Consider the following 16,519-nt stretch of genomic DNA (forward strand, 5'->3'; position numbering starts at 1 on the left):
GGATTTCGTGGGCCTTTTTCGTGTAATGGTGGGTGGGTGCGCTGGGCTCGTCATCGGGGCGCTGCGTTCGACAGCGCTGGTTCTGTGGGTGGACTTCGTGAGCTTCTCTGCGTAGCGATCGGGCCGTGAACGGCGGGGGTCGGTCTGGCTACTGCTGGACGCCGTCGGCGAAGACCATCCGCACCTGGACGCCGGAGGTCCGCAGTTCTCGCGCCTTCAGGTACTCCGGGGAGTCGTACCACGTCCGGATTCGGTCCAGGTCGGGGTACTCCAGTACCACCGCGGGCCGGGCGGCGGGCCGGTCACCCTCGATCGCCTCTGGCACGGTAGCGGCGAGATAACGTCCGCCGTACTGGCGGATCGACGGCTCGGCCAGCCGCCAGTACGCTGGTCCGACTTCCTGGTCCGAGACCTCGGCTTCGACAGTGACGTAAGCGGGCATACGCGAGTCCGGGCAGGACGAGCGAATCGAACCTGGACCGCACTAGCGCCGCGTCCACCCGCGTCCACCCACGACCACAACCGGCCGTATCGGCCCGCGCACAGGTTTCGAGCAAGCGAGCCGACCGAACGCCCAGCGATGGACGGTCGCTTCGGCACACGCCGGAGGCCGCCGCTGACCCATGTCGCCGCAGGCGCTGCAAAAACGAGTGGCTCGCTTAACTAGACTCGGTTGGCCGCTCGAACCGTGTCGCCTGCGCTCAGGAGTTGTCGATGTCCACCCACCGCCCCCCGTTGGCGGGACTGGCCGCCGCGGCCGGTGCCGATACCTCGCTACGAACCGTCGCGGAGCTGATCGGCACCTCGTCGGTCGAGTTGGTCGCACCGTCGGCGGTGCGCCCGTTCGTCGCGGCGCGGGTGGCGGCCGCGCGGCCGCTGGTGGTGGTGACGGCGACGGGGCGGGAGGCCGACGATCTGACCGTCGAGCTCGAGGAGATGCTCGGCCCCGCGGTCGCGCAGTTCCCGTCCTGGGAGACGCTGCCGCACGAACGGCTCTCGCCGGGCGCGGACACGGTGGGGCGCAGGCTGGAGGTGCTGCGCCGGATCGCGCACCCCGCCGACCCGTATTTCCCCGGCCCGCTGCGCGTGGTGGTGACCACGGTGCGGTCGCTGATGCAGCCGATGGCCGACGGGCTCGGCGACATCGAACCGATCGTTCTGCGGGTCGGCGCCGAGCTGGACTTCGACGAAGTGCTCACCCGCCTGGTGGAATTCGCTTACACCCGGGTCGACATGGTGGGCAAGCGCGGCGAGTTCGCGGTGCGCGGCGGCATCCTGGACGTGTTCCCGCCCACCGCCGACCATCCGGTCCGGGTGGAGTTCTGGGGCGACGAGGTCACCGAGCTGCGGCCGTTCGCCGTCGCCGACCAGCGCTCACTGCCCGACGTGACGGTGGACGTGGTGGTCGCGCCGCCGTGCCGGGAACTGCTGCTCACCTCGCAGGTGCGGGAGCGGGCGGCCGAGGTCGCCGTCGCCAACGCGGCCGACGCGGCGCTGGTGGAGATGTTGGAGAAGCTGGCGCAGGGCATTCCGGTCGAGGGCATGGAGGCGTTGTTGCCGGTGCTGCGGCCCGGGCAGCTGCGCCTGCTCACCGAGGTGCTGCCCGAGGGCACCCACGTGCTGCTGTGCGATCCGGAGAAGATCCGCACCCGCGCCGCCGACCTGGTGCGCACCGGCGAGGAATTCTTGGAGGCATCCTGGACCGCGGCCTCGTTCGGCGGCGCCGCGCCGCTCGGCGGGCACGGACTCGACCTGGCCGCCTCGGCCTACCGCCCGCTGGCGGAGGTCCAGGCCGGCGCCGAACGGCAAGGTCTGCCCTGGTGGACGCTGAGCCCGCTCACCTCCGGCGACGCGTCGGAGGTCGTGCTGCCGGTGCTGCCCGGCCCGGCCGCGCGCGGGTCCGACGAACTGGTCGCGACCATGTTCGCCTCGCTGCGCGCCCACGTCGCCACCGGCGGCAGGGCCGTCGTGGTCGTCGCAGGTCACGGCACGGCACAGCGCATTCTGGAAAGGCTGGCGGATGCCGAGGTGCCCGCCGCGGCGCTGGAGCAGGGCGCCGAGCCGAACGACGGCGTGGTCGGTGTGCTGTGCGGTTCGCTGCACGACGGTCTGGTGTTCGAGGACGCCGGTCTGGTCGTCGTCGCCGAGTCCGACCTCACCGGCAACCGGGTCACCGCCCCTGCCGAGGGCAAGCGGATGCCGGCCAAGCGCCGCAACCAGGTCGACCCGCTCGCGTTGAGCGCGGGCGACATGGTGGTGCACGACCAGCACGGCATCGGCAAGTTCGTCGAGATGATCGAGCGCACCGTGGGCGGTGCCCGCCGCGAGTACCTGGTGATCGAGTACGCGCCGGGCAAGCGCGGCCAGCCGGGCGATCGGCTGTTCGTGCCGATGGAGTCGCTCGATCAGCTCTCCCGCTACGTCGGCGGTGAGATGCCCAGCCTGTCCAAGCTCGGCGGCTCGGATTGGGCCAACACCAAACGCAAGGCGCGCAAGGCGGTTCGCGAGATCGCGGGCGAGCTCGTGCAGCTGTACGCCGCGCGCCAGGCCGCGCCGGGCCACGCCTTCGGGCCGGACACGCCGTGGCAGCAGGAGATGGAGGACGCGTTCGCGTTCACCGAGACCGTCGACCAGATGACCGCCATCGCCGAGGTGAAGGCGGACATGGAGAAGCCGGTCCCGATGGACCGCGTGGTCTGCGGCGACGTCGGCTACGGCAAGACCGAGATCGCGGTGCGGGCGGCATTCAAGGCCGTGCAGGACGGCAAGCAGGTCGTGGTGCTGGTTCCGACCACGCTGCTCGCCCAACAGCACTTGCAGACCTTCAGCGAGCGGGTCGCGGGCTTCCCGATCACCGTGAAGGGCCTGTCCCGCTTCACCGATCCGGCCGAGGCGCGCGCCGTGCTGGAGGGGATGGCCGACGGCAGCGTGGACATCGTGGTCGGCACGCACCGCCTGCTGCAGACCGGCGTGCGCTGGAAGGACCTCGGCCTGGTCGTGGTCGACGAGGAGCAGCGGTTCGGTGTGGAGCACAAGGAGCACATCAAGGCGCTGCGCACGCACGTCGACGTGCTCACCATGTCGGCGACCCCGATCCCGCGCACCCTGGAGATGAGCCTGGCCGGGATCAGGGAGATGTCGACCATCCTCACCCCACCGGAGGAGCGCCACCCGGTGCTCACCTATGTGGGCGGCTACAACGACAAGCAGGTCACCGCCGCGATCCGGCGCGAGTTGCTGCGCGACGGCCAGGTCTTCTACGTGCACAACCGGGTGTCCTCGATCGACAAGGCGGCCAAGCGGATTCGCGATCTGGTGCCGGAGGCGCGGGTGGTGGTGGCGCACGGCCAGATGAACGAGGACGCGCTCGAGTCCACCGTGCAGGGCTTCTGGCAGCGCGAATACGACGTGCTGGTGTGCACCACGATCATCGAGACCGGTTTGGACATCTCCAACGCCAACACGCTGATCGTGGAACGCGCCGACGCGCTGGGGCTTTCGCAGCTGCATCAGCTGCGCGGCCGGGTCGGGCGCTCCAGGGAGCGCGGCTACGCCTACTTCCTGTATCCACCGGAGAAGCCGCTCACCGAGACGGCCTACGACCGGCTGGCCACCATCTCGCAGAACTCCGATCTCGGCGCGGGCATGGCGGTCGCGATGAAGGACCTGGAGATCCGCGGCGCGGGTAACGTGCTCGGCGCCGAACAGTCCGGGCATGTCGCGGGCGTCGGCTTCGATCTCTACGTGCGCCTGGTCGGCGAGGCGGTCGAGGCGTATCGCGCCGCCGCCGACGGTAAGCCGATCACCACCGAGGAGGTCAAGGAGGTGCGCATCGACCTGCCCGTCGACGCGCACATCCCGCCGGACTACATCGCCAGCGACCGGCTCCGCCTGGAGGCATACCGCAAACTCGCTGCCGCGCAGGATGATTCGGCGCTGGCGCTGGTCGTCGACGAGCTGGTCGACCGGTACGGCCCAGTGCCGGTCGAGGTCGGGCGCCTGGTCTCGGTGGCCAAGCTGCGCCTGCTCGCCCGCGAGTACCAGGTCACCGAAATCGCGGTCACCGGAACCACTTTGAAGATCTCGCCGCTGCATCTGCCGGACTCCAAGCAGATGCGTCTCAAGCGGCTCTACCCGAGCGCGGGCTACCGCGCCGCGTCCGGGGTGGTGCAGCTGCCGTTGCCGCGGGTGGAGGACAGCGTCGGGGCCGAGCGCGTCCGGGATGTGGTGTTGCTGCAGTTCGTGGCCGATCTGCTGCTGGCGTTGGACGGGAAGGCGCAGGGCGCGGTCGATCTCACCGTCGCCGCCGAGATGGCTCCCCGATGAGTTCGGCGGATCGCGACGAGTCCGTCCTGCGGGCTGCCCGGCACCGCGCCGCCGAACGCAGGGCCGACGGCGTGGATCGCGCCGCGCCGAACGGCGACGCGGTGCCGCGCACGGACACGGCGGTGGTCGCGGCCGGCCTGGCGGGGGCGGTCGAGGTCATGGACCGTCTCTGGCACTTCGGGGGCTGGGAGGTCACCCAGACCCACGACTCGCTGCGCCCTTACCTGCTCGAGGAAACCTACGAGCTGCTCGACGCCATCCAGCACAGCGATGCCGAGACGATCAAGGAGGAACTCGGCGACTTGCTGTTGCAAGTGCTCTTCCATTCCCGGATCGCCGAGGCTGCGGGCGAGTTCACCGTCGACGACGTCGCCGCCGCGCTCGTCGCCAAGCTGGTCAACCGCAGTCCGCACCTGGTGGACGCCGCGATCGACCCGTCCGCGTCGGTGGCGGAGAAGATCGCCGCCCAGGAACGTGCTTGGGAGGAACGCAAATCCGCCGAGAAGTCCCGCCGCTCCTGCCTGGACGGCATCGCCATGGCGCAACCCGCTCTCGCGCTCGCCGAGAAGATCATTTCCCGCAGCACCAAAGCGGGTCTGCCTTCCGATCTCGTTCCCGAGGCGCTGCGTGTCGTGCATCTCGGCGGGCCGGATAGCGCCGAAGAACGTCTCCGCAAAGCGACGCTCAGCTTCGCCGCCGCCATCCGCGCGACCGAAGACGCGGCGGAAAAGAGCCGCGGCGAGCGTCTTCCCCTCACTGCCGAGGATTGGCGCGCCTTCTGGCCGGAGGAGAACGAGTAGGCCGAAACGGGTCCACCTGTGCGCGACGGCTGGATCCGGGACACTGGAACTATGCCCTACCCCGAACTCCACGCGCGACCGCAGTGGCACCGGACCGGCATAGGCCGTTTCCCGGTCGCCGCCCACGTCGACGGCCGATGGTGGGTCCTGCGGCTCAACGGCTTCCCCGACCACCCCCTGTGGACCTTGTTCATCGACGGCACGCCCCGTTTCGACATCGACACCACCCCGCCCACCTGGGGCCGTCCGAGCGCCGCCGCACCCACCCTCGACCCCCACACAACCACACAGGTCGTGGCGCCCATTCAGCACTTGACCGCATACGGCAGCGAAGTCGGCGACCCCTGCGACGACCCGGTCTGCTGCGGCTGACGTCGGATCGGCCACGGCAGGCCGTGCGGGATGTTCCCCATCGACCGGCAGCCGTGGCCGACTCGAACGCTCAGACGTTGACGCCGTAGTCGCGGGCGATGCCCGCAAGGCCGGAGGCGTAGCCCTGGCCGATGGCGCGGAACTTCCACTCGTTGTTGTGGCGGTAGAGCTCGCCGAAGATCATGGCCGTTTCGGTGGACGCGTCTTCGGAGAGGTCGTAGCGGGTCAGTTCGGCGCCGGTGCTCGCGTCCACGACACGGATGAAGGCGTTGCGGATCTGGCCGAAGGACTGGCCGCGCGCGTCGGCGTCGTGGATGGAGACCGGGAAGAAGACGTTGGTGATCTCCGGCGGCACGGCCGTGAGGTCGACGTTGATCACCTCGTCGTCGCCTTCACCCGCGCCGGTGAGATTGTCGCCGGTGTGCTCGATGGATCCGTCGGGCGAGCGCAGGTTGTTGTAGAAGATGAAGTGCTGATCGGACAGCACTTTCAGATTCGGTCCGCAGACCAGCGCACTGGCGTCGAGATCGTAGTCGGCGCCGGTGGTGGTACGCACGTCCCAGCCGAGCCCCACCGATACCTTGGTGAGATTCGCCGCCTGCTTCGACAGCGAGACGTTGCCGCCTTTGGCCAGTGTGACGCTCATGATCCCCTTCCGCGCGGCACGGACGGTGCCGCCTCTTCTTTGCTGCCCGGTGCCGCCGGGCTGATTCAGTTCTGGTGGTCTGCCCAGGATTTCAAAGTGCTGACCCGGCTCTGCAACGCGCGCAGTTCGCTCTCGTCGTCGAGCACCGTGCGCTGAATGCCTTGCACGACCGCGAAGGCCGACTGGCGGTGGTCATCGATCACGTCGACGTCGATGCGGACGGCGACATAGTCGTCGGCGCCGGGCATCTGCTCGGCGACCACGTGCGCGGTGCCCCTGGCGCACATCGCCACGTTGCCGCCGCCGAGGATCAGCAGCGCCACTTCGGGATGCTCGCGCAACCGGGCCAGGGAGCCGCGGTCGTACTTCAGGCTCAGCAGAATCCGCCGATCACCGGCCCGCACGGGCCAGGAGACCGGAATCGCGTGCGGCGCGGGATCGGTCGTCACCAGCACGCCGATCGTTTCCAGCGGCCATTCCGGAAGCACGTCCAGCTCGGGATGATCTGTCGAGTTGTGCTGACGTTGGGCGGGGCTCGCTCCGGCTGCCATCTTCGTCACCTCATGGATCGTCGAGCGCGGCGGGCTGTGCCGCGCTTGATAGCAGTCTAAGGTGCTGCGCCACTTGTTCGCTGGCGCTGTGCAGTTTGTCCGGACCACTTCGGCGTTATTCCGCAGGCGGCGGTCAGGCCGAGACCAGCGTGGGGATGTCGAGTGTGGCGGCCCATTCCCGAGCCATGTCGGCGACGCGGATCTCCGTCGACGCGTCGTGCCGCGCGTGCTCGCCGACCTGGGTGGCGCCGCACTCGACGAGTCGCTCGGCGATGATCTCGCCGCCGCGATTGAACGTGTCGCCGTAAACGGTGTCGCCGAGCCCGAACACGGCGAACCGCAGGCCGTGCAATGCCGGGCGGTGGCGGTCGAGCGCGTCGTAGAAGGGTTCCGCGCCGGTCGGTATGTCGCCGTCGCCGTAGGTCGAGCACACGACGACGTGGAAGTGGCGCGGGTCCAGGTCCGCGATGTCGAAGTCCGTCATATCGTGCACCGAGACGTCGTGTGCCTCGCGGAGCTCTTCGGCGATGCTGTCCGCCGCGGACTCCGCGGTACCCATCTCGGTTCCGAACAGGATGACGACACGCACCGGCGCAACCTTTCTCCAGGCAATATGGTGAGCCTATCCTAACTGTGTAGCCCCGGGTGTGCCATGCCCCTGCCCTCCGGCGCGGAGCCGGCGGCAGCGGAAGGGCACGGGCAGTTCAGCAGCGCCGATTGACGGAATCTCCGGCGCGTTGCATCATTCGTAGTGGTGCCCGGTGTTTTCTGGGCAGACCACTTTCCCGCCGGCCGATGACCGTCCGGCTCGCGACTGCACCCGTGCCTTGCTCGTTCCCGCACGAAGGCAGCGCTTCCAACCATGACGCTTCGCGCGTCCGGCCGTGAGTGAGGTGAAAACGAAATGGTCTACCAGTCGTCTGCATACCAGGTGATCAATTCGCGCACCCGCTTCGGCACCCTTCCCCATTTCTGAATGTCACCGCGCCGAGCGCGGTCATCTCTCGCCGATGCCTCGTCATCGGCGGACTCACGGCTCGGCGCGGTGCCCCGGACGACTCGGAAACCGGCGGATCGACGGATGTGGAGACAGTGATGGTGGACAGGGGAGCAGTGAATTCAGGGGCGGTGGAGATGGTGACGCGGCGCATGGCGAGCAATCTCGCCGTGTCCGCGACGATGATGGCGGATCTCGGGTACCTGCGCGCGGAGCTGGCGGCGGCGGAGGTGCCGTTCCTGCTCGTGCGCGACAGCGGCCACCGGCTCGTGCTCGCGGCCGACGCGGCGCACCGCCAGATGGTGCGCCGGGTGACCGCCGCCGCGATGTCGGCGGGATTCTCCTGTGTGGAGTTGCGGCACAACATATTCCGGCTCGGGCGCGACCACGATCCGGCGCATCACGTCGAGCTGGAACTGTGGGAGTACCACGGCGACACGGTGACCTGCCCGCGCCCGAACGCGCTGACCCGGGAGGTGTTCGACCTCGCCGACGTCCAGCGCACGCAGGTACGGCTGTTCGACCGGAACTGGCCGACCCTGGTGGACATGTTCGCGCCGCAGACCAGTGACGTCGGTTTCGACATCGACCTGGTGTTCTCCTGGGTGGACGGTTCCGACCCCGAATTCCGCGCCCGGCGCGCCGGGATGCTGGCGCAGGTCGTGGTCGGCGAGGGCGACGACGCCGACGCCAGGATCCGGCAGATCGACGAGCTGAAGTACGCCCTGCGGTCGGTGCACAAGAACGCGCCGTGGATCCGCAGGATCTTCATCGCGACCGACTCCACGCCGCCGGATTGGCTGACCGCGCACCCGAAGGTGACCGTGGTGCGCGCGGTGGACCACTTCCGCGACGTGAGCGGCTTGCCGGTGTTCAATTCGCACGCGGTGGAATGCCAGTTGCAGCACATCGAGGGGCTCAGCGAGCACTTTCTGTACGCCAACGACGACATGTTCTTCGCACGGCCGGTGCGTCCGTCGATGTTCTTCACCCCGGCCGGGGTGAGCCGGTTCATCGAAGCGGAAACCCGGATCGGTCCCGGCCGCAACCACGAGCGGCGCAGCGGTTTCGAGAACGCCGCGCGGGTGAACCGGGCGCTGCTGGCCGATCGCTTCGGTCACGTCATCACCCGGCACCTCGAGCACACGCCCGCGCCGCTGCGGCGCAGCGTGCTGCTGGAGATGGAAGAGGAATTCGCCGCGGATTTCGCGCGTACGAGCGCGAGCCGGTTCCGGGCGGCCACCGACATCTCGGTGACCAACTCGCTGTATCACTACTACGCCATGCTGACCGGCCGGGCGGTGCCGCAGGAGGCGGCGCGGGCGCGCTACGTCGACACGACCAGCTACAGCGGCTTGTCTTTGCTGGACGGGCTCGCTCGCCATCGCGACGTCGACTTCTTCTGCCTCAACGACGGCAGTTTCCCCGAGGTCGCCGAGTCCGAGCGGGTGCGGATCGTCTCGGAGTTCCTGGCCGGGTACTTCCCCGACCCGGCGCCGTGGGAGCGGCTCAGTACACCGCCTCGTCGTCCGATTCCGGAGTCGACGCCGGGCGCCGCATGACGTGCGGGATGCGCCCGGCGGGCGGGATCACGATGCCCTCATCCGCGAGCCGCCGCTGCGCTTCCTCCGGCGTGGCCGGGACGCCGACCGTACGGCCGCGCTCGATGGGCACCACCGAGTGCACCACGGTGTCCGGGTAGACGTGCACGTAGTTGAAGGCCTGCGCGCCGTCCCGGCCGCGCAGGCCGCCGGTCGCCACGCCGAGATCCTGGCTGTAGCAGGTGGCCGACGCCACCGAGACCGGGATGCCCGCAAAGGTCGCGCTGGTGGAGAAGTGCAGGTGCCCGGCGAGGATGGCGCGCACGTCGCTGCCGTCGAGCACGTCGGCCAGCCTGCGCTGATCCCGCAGCTCCACGGTGACGGCGAGGTCGACCACGCACGGCACCGGCGGGTGGTGCATGGCCAGGATGGTGCCGAAGGGCGCGGGCTCGGCCAGCACCGAGCGCAGCCATTCCAGCTGGTCGTCGGAGATCTCCCCGTGGTGGTGCCCGGGGACCGAGGTGTCCAAGGCGATGATGCGCAGTCCGTCGACCACGTGCACCCGGTCCAGCGGGGAGGTGGTCGGGTATTCGCCGAGCAGGCGGGCGCGGAGGGCGGCGCGGTCGTCGTGATTGCCGGTGACCCACACGATGGGTGTTTGCAAACTTCTGGCGAACGGCTCGACGATCGACTTCAGCTTGGCGTACGCGGCGGGCTCGCCCCGGTCGGTGAGGTCGCCGGTGAACACGATCGCGGTCGGGCGGATCCGGCTCGCCGCGGCCTGCTCGAGCAGTTGGCGTAACCGCAGGTCGGCGTCGACATCGCCGTACAGGGGGTCGTCGCCCGCGATGAGATGTGTGTCGCTGAAGTGGAACAACACGTGATCCGGACGCGGGTACTCCGCGACTCTGGTGATGGACACCGGACCGAACTCCTCCTGGCGGTTTGCCCGCCATTGGCTTGGCTCCGTCGCCACGATAGCGTCGGTTACGGACAGGTTTCCCGACAGTTGATGAAGACACGCTTGCGGGAAGGTGAGGTTTCGGTGTCGAAAGCTGGGGAAACGTCGGCCGCTGTGGGATTGGTCACTGACCGCGGGCGTCGGCGGTCCGCAGGGCGTCCACATGCACTCGACCCCCGTTCCGATTCCGGATGCGGTCCGGAACGGGAACGAGGGCCGATGCGTGGCGGTGGGCCGCCGGTCAGCTGGGCGTGGTGAGGGTTTCCGGAAGCAGGCGCGGACGCTCCCGCTCCATGCCGTCGAGCAGCGCGAAATAGCGGCGCAGCATGAGGACCGCGGTGGTGGCCAGGCCCGCGGTGAGACCCCACCAGACGCCCGCGGCGCCGAGGCCGACCGGATAGGCCAGCAGCAGGGCGACGGGCAGGCCGACGCCCCAGTAGCCGATCAGCGACAGCCGGAAGCCCGCGTTGGTCGCTTTGAGGCCGCGCAGCAGGCCGGTGCCGATGTTCTGGGCCGCGTCGAAGAACTGCAGCACGATGCCGATCAGCAGCAGGGTGTGCGCGATCCGGATGGTGTCGGTGTCGGAGGACTCCAGGAAGGGGCGCAGCACCAGATCCGGAGCCACCACGTACACCGCGCCGGTCACCGCCGCGACCACCGCGGCATGGCGCAGCGCCAGCCAGGCCAGCGCGCGGGCGTGCGCGTGCTCGTCGCGCGCCACCGCGTGGCTGACCAGGATCGACGCACCGTGTGAGAGACCGATCGCGACCTGGAAGACGATGTAGATGATCTGGTAGACGACGTTGTGCGCGGCCAGCGCCGCCGGTCCGATGCTGCCCATGACGAGCGCGAGCACCGAGAACATGCCCGCCTCGGAGCCGTAGGTCAGCGCGATCGGCGTGCCCAGTTTCAGTTCGGCCCGGATCGTCGTCCACCGCACCGGCAGCGGGGACATCGGCAGGGTGCGGCCGAGTTCCTCGTCGCGCCACACCATCGCCCAGAACACGCCGAAGGTGATCAGGAACACCAGCGAGGTGGCGACACCGATACCGGTGAGGCCGAGTTCGGGCAGCCCGGCCATGCCGTGGATGAAGCCGAGGGCCAGCAGCAGGTTCAGCACCACCGAGCCCAGCGTCACCAGCAACAGCGCCTGGGGGCGCTGCATGCCGACGGTGTACTGGCGCAGCACCTGGAACCACAGGCAGGGCAGCAGGCCGGGGGCGAGCGCCACCATCAGGGGACGGGCGTCGGCGAGCACTCCGGGGTCCTGCCCGAGCCAGGGCAGCACCCAGCCCAGCCCGATCAGCGCCGCGCCGCCGACGAGCCCGGCGACGGTGGCGATCACGAAGCTCGACCGCAGCAGGTCGCGGATCTCCGGATCCGGCGATTCACCGCGCTTGCCCGCCGCGCTCACCGCGGTGGCGATCTGGTTGCCGCTGCCGGTGATCAAGCCGACGCACATGGTGCGGATCTGGTTGAACAGCACGATCGCCAGCCCGCCCGCGGCCACCTGCCGCACGCCGAGCGTGCCCATCAGCGCGATGTTGGTGGTGGACACCGCGATCTGGGCCAGCTGGGTCAGCGCGATGGGCGTCGCGAGGGCGGTGAGCCGCCCGCCGTCGCCGCGGAAGCTCGTCAGGATCACCGGTCCTCCTTCGCGGATGGCGGGCGGGTGGCCCCGCGCGGGGGCAGCGGCAGCGCCGCCCGGTACGAACGTCCGGAATTCACCGCGCCTCCACCAGCGTGTTCCTGGCGGCGGGCGTGTAGCGCCGCAGCATGTCCGCGACCTCGCGTTCGGCGTCGGGGTCGAGCAGATCGCGCGCGGTCATCCACTCGTCGTCGAACACCGTGTCCAAGTACTTCTCCCCGCCGTCGCACACGATGGTGACCACGGTGGAACCAGGGGGGAACTGCTCGAGCCGGGTGAGCGCGGCGTGCACCGAGCCACCCGCCGAGCCGCCGATCATCAGGCCCAGTTCGGCCGCGACGGCGCGCGCGGTCGCGAACGCCGCCACGTCGGTGACCTTGACGCCTTCATCCAGCAGCGAGTAATCCACCGCCGTGCCGATGGTGGCGCCCGGCGGAGTGCCGGTGCCCGACTGCCAGTACGGGCCGCCCGGACCGCCGAACGCGATCGAGCCGACCGGCTCGACGCCGATCACGTAGGGAACGCAGCCGAGCTGGCGCAGCCGGGTGGCGGTGCCGAACAGCGAACCTCCGGTACCCACCGCCGAGAGCAGGATGTCGACCCGATCGACGTCTTCGAGCAACTCCTCGGCCACGGCGTAGTAGCCCACCGCGTTGGCGTCGTTGTTGTGCTGCTCGGTGAAGAAGGCGTCGTCGCGCTCGGCCGCCATCGCCTCGGCCAGGTCCTCCCGTGCCGAGGTGGCCAGGTTGTCGTCGTCCTCGTCGGCGACGTACACCAGTTCCGCACCCATTGCCCGCATCGCCCGCAGTTTGTCCTTACATGCGTGATGGTCGACCACCGCGGTGAAGCGATACCCACGTTCGGCGGCAACTACCGCGAGGCCGAGCCCGGTGTTGCCGGACGTGGATTCGATGATATGTCCGCCACTGCGCAGCAAACCGCGACGCTCGGCGTCGAGCACCATCTCGCGCGCCATCCTGATCTTGGCCGCACCGGTGGGGTTGAACTGCTCGAGCTTGAGCAGCAGGCGGGTGCCCGTCGCGGTGGCCGCGAGCTCGAACAGCGGCGTGCGACCGATCAGATCCGTCACGCGCGTGACGAGCGGCATTGCTATCTCCTGGTTCGTGTCGGGGAAGTCGGGTCAGCTGTCGCGGGTCCAGCGGAAGCGGTCGCCGGGCGCGTCGTGCAGCACGACTTTCGGTGGGAGGGGGAGCTCGTGGAAGGGGGACTCGTTCGAGTCCATCTGGTAACCGGCGGTATTCGGGTAGATCAGCAGGTCGCCGACCTCGGCGGGGCGGGGCAGCGGCACCCGGCGCCAGCTGAGCATGTCGGAATCCAGGCAGGTGGCCGCGCCGACGCTGGTGGGTGTGACTTCGCCAGGCCGGGTGGGCCACAGCAGCGGATCGGGCAGGTACTCGCTGTCGAACCACTGCTCGGAGAGGCTGAGGCTGGTGCCGTCGACGGTGAGCAACCGGTAGGGCTTGCCGTGCGCATGCCTGGTCTTGCTGCCCTGTACGCGGAAGACGGTGCACCCCGCGTGCGCGAGCAGCGCGCGTCCCGGTTCGATCGCCAGGCGCACGGCGTTGTCACGCAGTCGCCTGGCGAGATCCTCGTATTCGAGGATCTGGGCCAGCATGGCCGCACCGGGCGCCGGAAAGTGATACGGGTAGTAGGAATCGAAGGACTTCCCGGAGTGGAACCACTGCCTGCCCACTTCCGCGGTGAACTTCGTCGCGGCCTCCGCCGCCACGTAGTCGACGCCGAAGCCGCCGCCGATCGACACGGTGGTGGCCGGATGCCCCAGCGTGCGCGCGTGCAGACAGCGCGCGATCAGCGCGCCCGCGAGTTCCGCGCGCGCCACCGCGTCGTAGCCGGACAGGTGGAAACTGAACCCCTCCAGGCGGAGGGAATCGTGACCGCCGCACACCGCGAGCGCGTCCTCGATTTCGCCGGACGTCATGCCGAACCGGCTGGCCGAGGCAGCGGGCAGCACGCGAAGCAGCACGCGCGCGGGCGCCCCGGGTGACGCCAGCGCGGCGAGCCGGTCCAGCTCGCCGAGATCGTCCACGGCGAGCAGCGAACCGTGCCGGGCGGCCAGCCAGAGCAGGTCGTCGGCCTTGGCCGGTCCGGTCACCATGAGTTCGTCACCGCGGACGCCCTGCGCCAGCGCGGCGGTCAGCTCGCCGACGCTGGCGACGTCCACGCCGGCGCCGTGTTCCGCGCACGCCCGCGCGACGCACGCGGCTTTGTTGGCCTTCTTGCCGTAATAGATCGTGCCGTGCACGCCCGCGTGGGCGAAGGCGGCGTGGAAGGCGCGGATGTTGTGCGCCACCCGCGCCGGGTACATCACATGGAACGGGCCGCCCATCGCGAAGGCGAGGTCGCCGAGCAGGTCCGGATCGGCCAGCAGGCGGCGCTCCCACGGATCGAGATGCGCGGGCATCGGGGCGGCGCCGATCGCATCGTGCGCCTGCCCACCCGGTTCCATGGCGATGCTCGCGTGTTCCAGGTTCACCGTGTGCCTCCGCGCGCTAGTCCCACAGCGGCACCTCCGTACCCCGGCCTTCCGCGATCGCCCGCTCGGCCAGCGCGTGGGCCACCGCGATATCGGTCAGTACGAGCCCGCTGTTGTAGACGAAGATCCGCTCCTCGTCCGAGCGCCGCGCGACCGCTCGGCGATTGAGGATCTGCGGCAGCTCGGCGTCCACGGCGCGCAGCGTGCCGTCCGGTCCGGCCATGTCGGTGCCGGTCAGCGCCATCTGCTCGGCGCTGGTCGCGATCACCCGGTCGGCGCCGGTCAGCGTCGATGGCGCGAGCCCGTAGCCGACCAGCACGGCCACCGAACCCGGTGCGAGGTCGCCGATTTCGAGCGCGACCTCGGTGGCGGGGCCCGCGGTGGCCAGCACGACATCGGCGGCCGCGGCTGCCTCGCGCGCATCGGCCACGGTCTCGAGCAGTGCGTGCGGATGGTGTTCGGCGAGCACGCGGTGCACGGCTTCCAGCCCCTCGCGGTGGGTACCGTAGACCATCAGTTTGCGTAGCTGCGGGTTCGCGGCGAGCAGATGCGGAAGCGCGTTGCGGCCCTGGGTTCCGGTGCCGATCAGCAGGACGCTCTCCGCCCCGCGCCGCACGGTCTCCCGCACCAGCAGGGCCGACACCGCGGGCGTGCGCAGCGCGCCTACTCGCGCGCAGTCCATCATCGCGATCGGCGCGCCGGTGGAGTCGTCGTAGAGCGTGATGGTGGTGTAGTACCGCTTCGTGCTGCGGTCGTGACCGGGGTCGAACTTGTAGGAGGTCTTCATCGCCACAACGCGTCTGCGGCCGTCCCGGCCGAGCATGGCGTAGGCCACCGACCACCCGTCCGGGTTCGCGACGCTGAGCTTGCGCGGGTTGTCCGAATCGCCCGCCGCGAAGGCCAGATACGCCTCTTCCACCGCGCGCACCACCGCGGCCGGTGTGATCGGCACGTCGGCGAGGTCGCTGCGGCTCAACACCCGCAGGGGTGTGCTTCGGTCACGCGTGCTCAAAGGATCCTCGATCATGTCGTACCGCATCCCGCTCAGCAGTGCCGCTCTCGACCGGCGAGGCGTTCGCCGCTCGGAACGGGGCCACGATTTGTTGCCCGTAGCCATTCTCGTCGGCTTCCTCGGCGCGGCGACGTCGTTCCGGAAGCCGGATGTTCACTCGCTTGAGCCACCGGTCGGTGCCGTCGTACCGGGCGGTGAACGGCACCCGGCCGTGCACGGCGACGTCGTTGTCCACCAGCAACAGCTCGCCGGGTTCGAGCGCGGCGGTGACACAGACGCGTTCGAGCTCCGCGGTGAGTTGTTCGTAGGCGGCGCGGAATTCGGGGCCTGCCTCCGCGAGCGGGGTGTATGCCGGATCGTAGCGCAGGGTCTGCTCATCCGCGCCAGCCGCGCTCCACAAGGTGGGAACAGCAGCGGCGGAACGAGTTTCGTGTCCGTCGCCGTAGGAGACGTCCGGCAGGATCGGCAGGGCGGGAGTGCTGAGCAATTCGCGCTGCCTGGCCGAGAGTTCGATCCGGCGCACCGACGATACGGTGGTCCCGACGGAGTCCGGGTTGCGCAGGCAGCCGAGCATCAGCAGGTTGGCGCGCCGCGGGTGGAAGGCGTCCTCGGTGTGCGGACTCAGCAGTACTCTGCTGCTGGCCCCGGACTGCTCGTGCTCGTGACCGGCCGCGGGAACGATGTTGTTGACCAGCCGTCCGTCCTGCTGGCCCTGCCAGCCGAACGGCTCACCCGCGCTGCGCGCGAGCAGCAGCATGGTCACGTCGAGTTCGAAGGAGCGCGCGCGCCGAGCCGGATCGCCGCTCCAGCGCGCCGCCTCCCGCCAGCTCGGGGGCGTGGGACCGAATTCGTTGTCCTGCAGAGGAAGTCGACCGACTACGGTGGCTCCGGCCGTGGTGGCGGGCGGGCGCATGGCGTGGCGCACCTCGGCCGGGAGTTCCGCGACGCCTGCCTCGATCCGTTCGATGAGCGCGGGATCGGCGAGGGTGCGCGCGGCGGCGGCCGGATCGGCCAGGGCGAGATCGACTGTGGCGGAGATCTCTCTGGCGAGGGCACGCACCGCATGGCCCGCTTCCGCGGAGAATTCGCGCCGTTCGAGGTCTAAAGGGTGAAGCGTCTTACGTTCGGAGAGAACGCTTTTCACCGGGTA

Annotated in this window: 14 protein-coding genes; 4 read left to right on the forward strand and 10 right to left on the reverse strand. The window is 69.6% G+C overall.

Annotated features, from left to right (window positions below):
• Positions 1 to 148: 148 nt before the first annotated feature.
• Positions 149 to 442: a DUF1330 domain-containing protein gene (locus tag HOV91_RS29670; RefSeq protein ID WP_174188616.1), complete on the reverse strand. Its 294-nt coding sequence runs from the start codon at positions 440 to 442 to the stop codon at positions 149 to 151.
• A 272-nt stretch (positions 443 to 714) separates the two neighbouring features.
• Between HOV91_RS29670 and mfd the strand changes: the two genes are divergently transcribed.
• From mfd to HOV91_RS29685, 3 genes are all read left to right on the forward strand, one after another.
• A complete protein-coding gene (gene mfd / locus HOV91_RS29675; protein WP_174188617.1) occupies positions 715 to 4,326 on the forward strand; it encodes a transcription-repair coupling factor in 3,612 nt (1,203 codons plus the stop codon).
• A gap of 158 nt (positions 4,327 to 4,484) precedes the next feature.
• Entirely contained in the window at positions 4,485 to 5,126 is a 642-nt protein-coding gene (locus tag HOV91_RS29680; RefSeq protein WP_246351121.1) for a nucleoside triphosphate pyrophosphohydrolase, read from the forward strand.
• 51 nt (positions 5,127 to 5,177) lie between these two features.
• Positions 5,178 to 5,498 carry a hypothetical protein gene (locus tag HOV91_RS29685; protein WP_174188619.1) on the forward strand — a complete coding sequence of 107 codons (321 nt, stop codon included), beginning with the start codon at positions 5,178 to 5,180 and terminating at the stop codon, positions 5,496 to 5,498.
• Between the two features lie 70 nt (positions 5,499 to 5,568).
• On the opposite strand, the gene HOV91_RS29690 is transcribed toward HOV91_RS29685, so the two are convergent.
• From HOV91_RS29690 to HOV91_RS29700, 3 genes are all read right to left on the reverse strand, one after another.
• Positions 5,569 to 6,144 carry a TerD family protein gene (locus HOV91_RS29690; RefSeq protein ID WP_174188620.1) on the reverse strand — a complete coding sequence of 192 codons (576 nt, stop codon included), beginning with the start codon at positions 6,142 to 6,144 and terminating at the stop codon, positions 5,569 to 5,571.
• A gap of 65 nt (positions 6,145 to 6,209) precedes the next feature.
• A complete protein-coding gene (locus tag HOV91_RS29695) occupies positions 6,210 to 6,695 on the reverse strand; it encodes a hypothetical protein (protein ID WP_174188640.1) in 486 nt (161 codons plus the stop codon).
• A gap of 133 nt (positions 6,696 to 6,828) precedes the next feature.
• Positions 6,829 to 7,284: a flavodoxin domain-containing protein gene (locus tag HOV91_RS29700; RefSeq protein ID WP_174188621.1), complete on the reverse strand. Its 456-nt coding sequence runs from the start codon at positions 7,282 to 7,284 to the stop codon at positions 6,829 to 6,831.
• A 506-nt stretch (positions 7,285 to 7,790) separates the two neighbouring features.
• On the opposite strand from HOV91_RS29700, the gene HOV91_RS29705 reads away from it, so the two are divergent.
• Positions 7,791 to 9,254, forward strand: coding sequence for a stealth family protein (locus HOV91_RS29705; protein WP_174188622.1), 1,464 nt, complete (start codon positions 7,791 to 7,793; stop codon positions 9,252 to 9,254).
• On the opposite strand, the gene HOV91_RS29710 is transcribed toward HOV91_RS29705, so the two are convergent.
• The 6 genes from HOV91_RS29710 to HOV91_RS40255 form a co-directional block, all read right to left on the reverse strand.
• On the reverse strand, positions 9,202 to 10,155 hold the full coding sequence (locus HOV91_RS29710) for a phosphodiesterase (RefSeq protein WP_174188623.1): 954 nt from the start codon (positions 10,153 to 10,155) through the stop codon (positions 9,202 to 9,204). The two genes, HOV91_RS29705 and HOV91_RS29710, sit on opposite strands and share 53 nt — an antisense overlap.
• Positions 10,156 to 10,435: 280 nt before the next feature.
• The gene (locus HOV91_RS29715) at positions 10,436 to 11,839 is read right to left on the reverse strand and encodes an MATE family efflux transporter (protein WP_174188624.1); all 1,404 of its coding nucleotides are present in this window, start codon (positions 11,837 to 11,839) and stop codon (positions 10,436 to 10,438) included.
• A 79-nt stretch (positions 11,840 to 11,918) separates the two neighbouring features.
• The gene (locus HOV91_RS29720) at positions 11,919 to 12,950 is read right to left on the reverse strand and encodes a PLP-dependent cysteine synthase family protein (protein WP_174188625.1); all 1,032 of its coding nucleotides are present in this window, start codon (positions 12,948 to 12,950) and stop codon (positions 11,919 to 11,921) included.
• A 33-nt stretch (positions 12,951 to 12,983) separates the two neighbouring features.
• Entirely contained in the window at positions 12,984 to 14,330 is a 1,347-nt protein-coding gene (locus tag HOV91_RS29725; protein WP_174188641.1) for an alanine racemase, read from the reverse strand.
• Positions 14,331 to 14,373: 43 nt separating this feature from the next.
• Positions 14,374 to 15,384, reverse strand: coding sequence for an ornithine cyclodeaminase family protein (locus HOV91_RS29730; protein WP_174188626.1), 1,011 nt, complete (start codon positions 15,382 to 15,384; stop codon positions 14,374 to 14,376).
• Positions 15,356 to 16,513: a TauD/TfdA family dioxygenase gene (locus HOV91_RS40255; RefSeq protein WP_174188627.1), complete on the reverse strand. Its 1,158-nt coding sequence runs from the start codon at positions 16,511 to 16,513 to the stop codon at positions 15,356 to 15,358. The genes HOV91_RS29730 and HOV91_RS40255 overlap by 29 nt, the downstream gene beginning before the upstream one ends.
• Between the last annotated feature and the right edge of the window lie 6 nt (positions 16,514 to 16,519).

This window comes from Nocardia barduliensis (assembly GCF_013315795.1).
Classification (GTDB): domain Bacteria; phylum Actinomycetota; class Actinomycetes; order Mycobacteriales; family Mycobacteriaceae; genus Nocardia; species Nocardia barduliensis.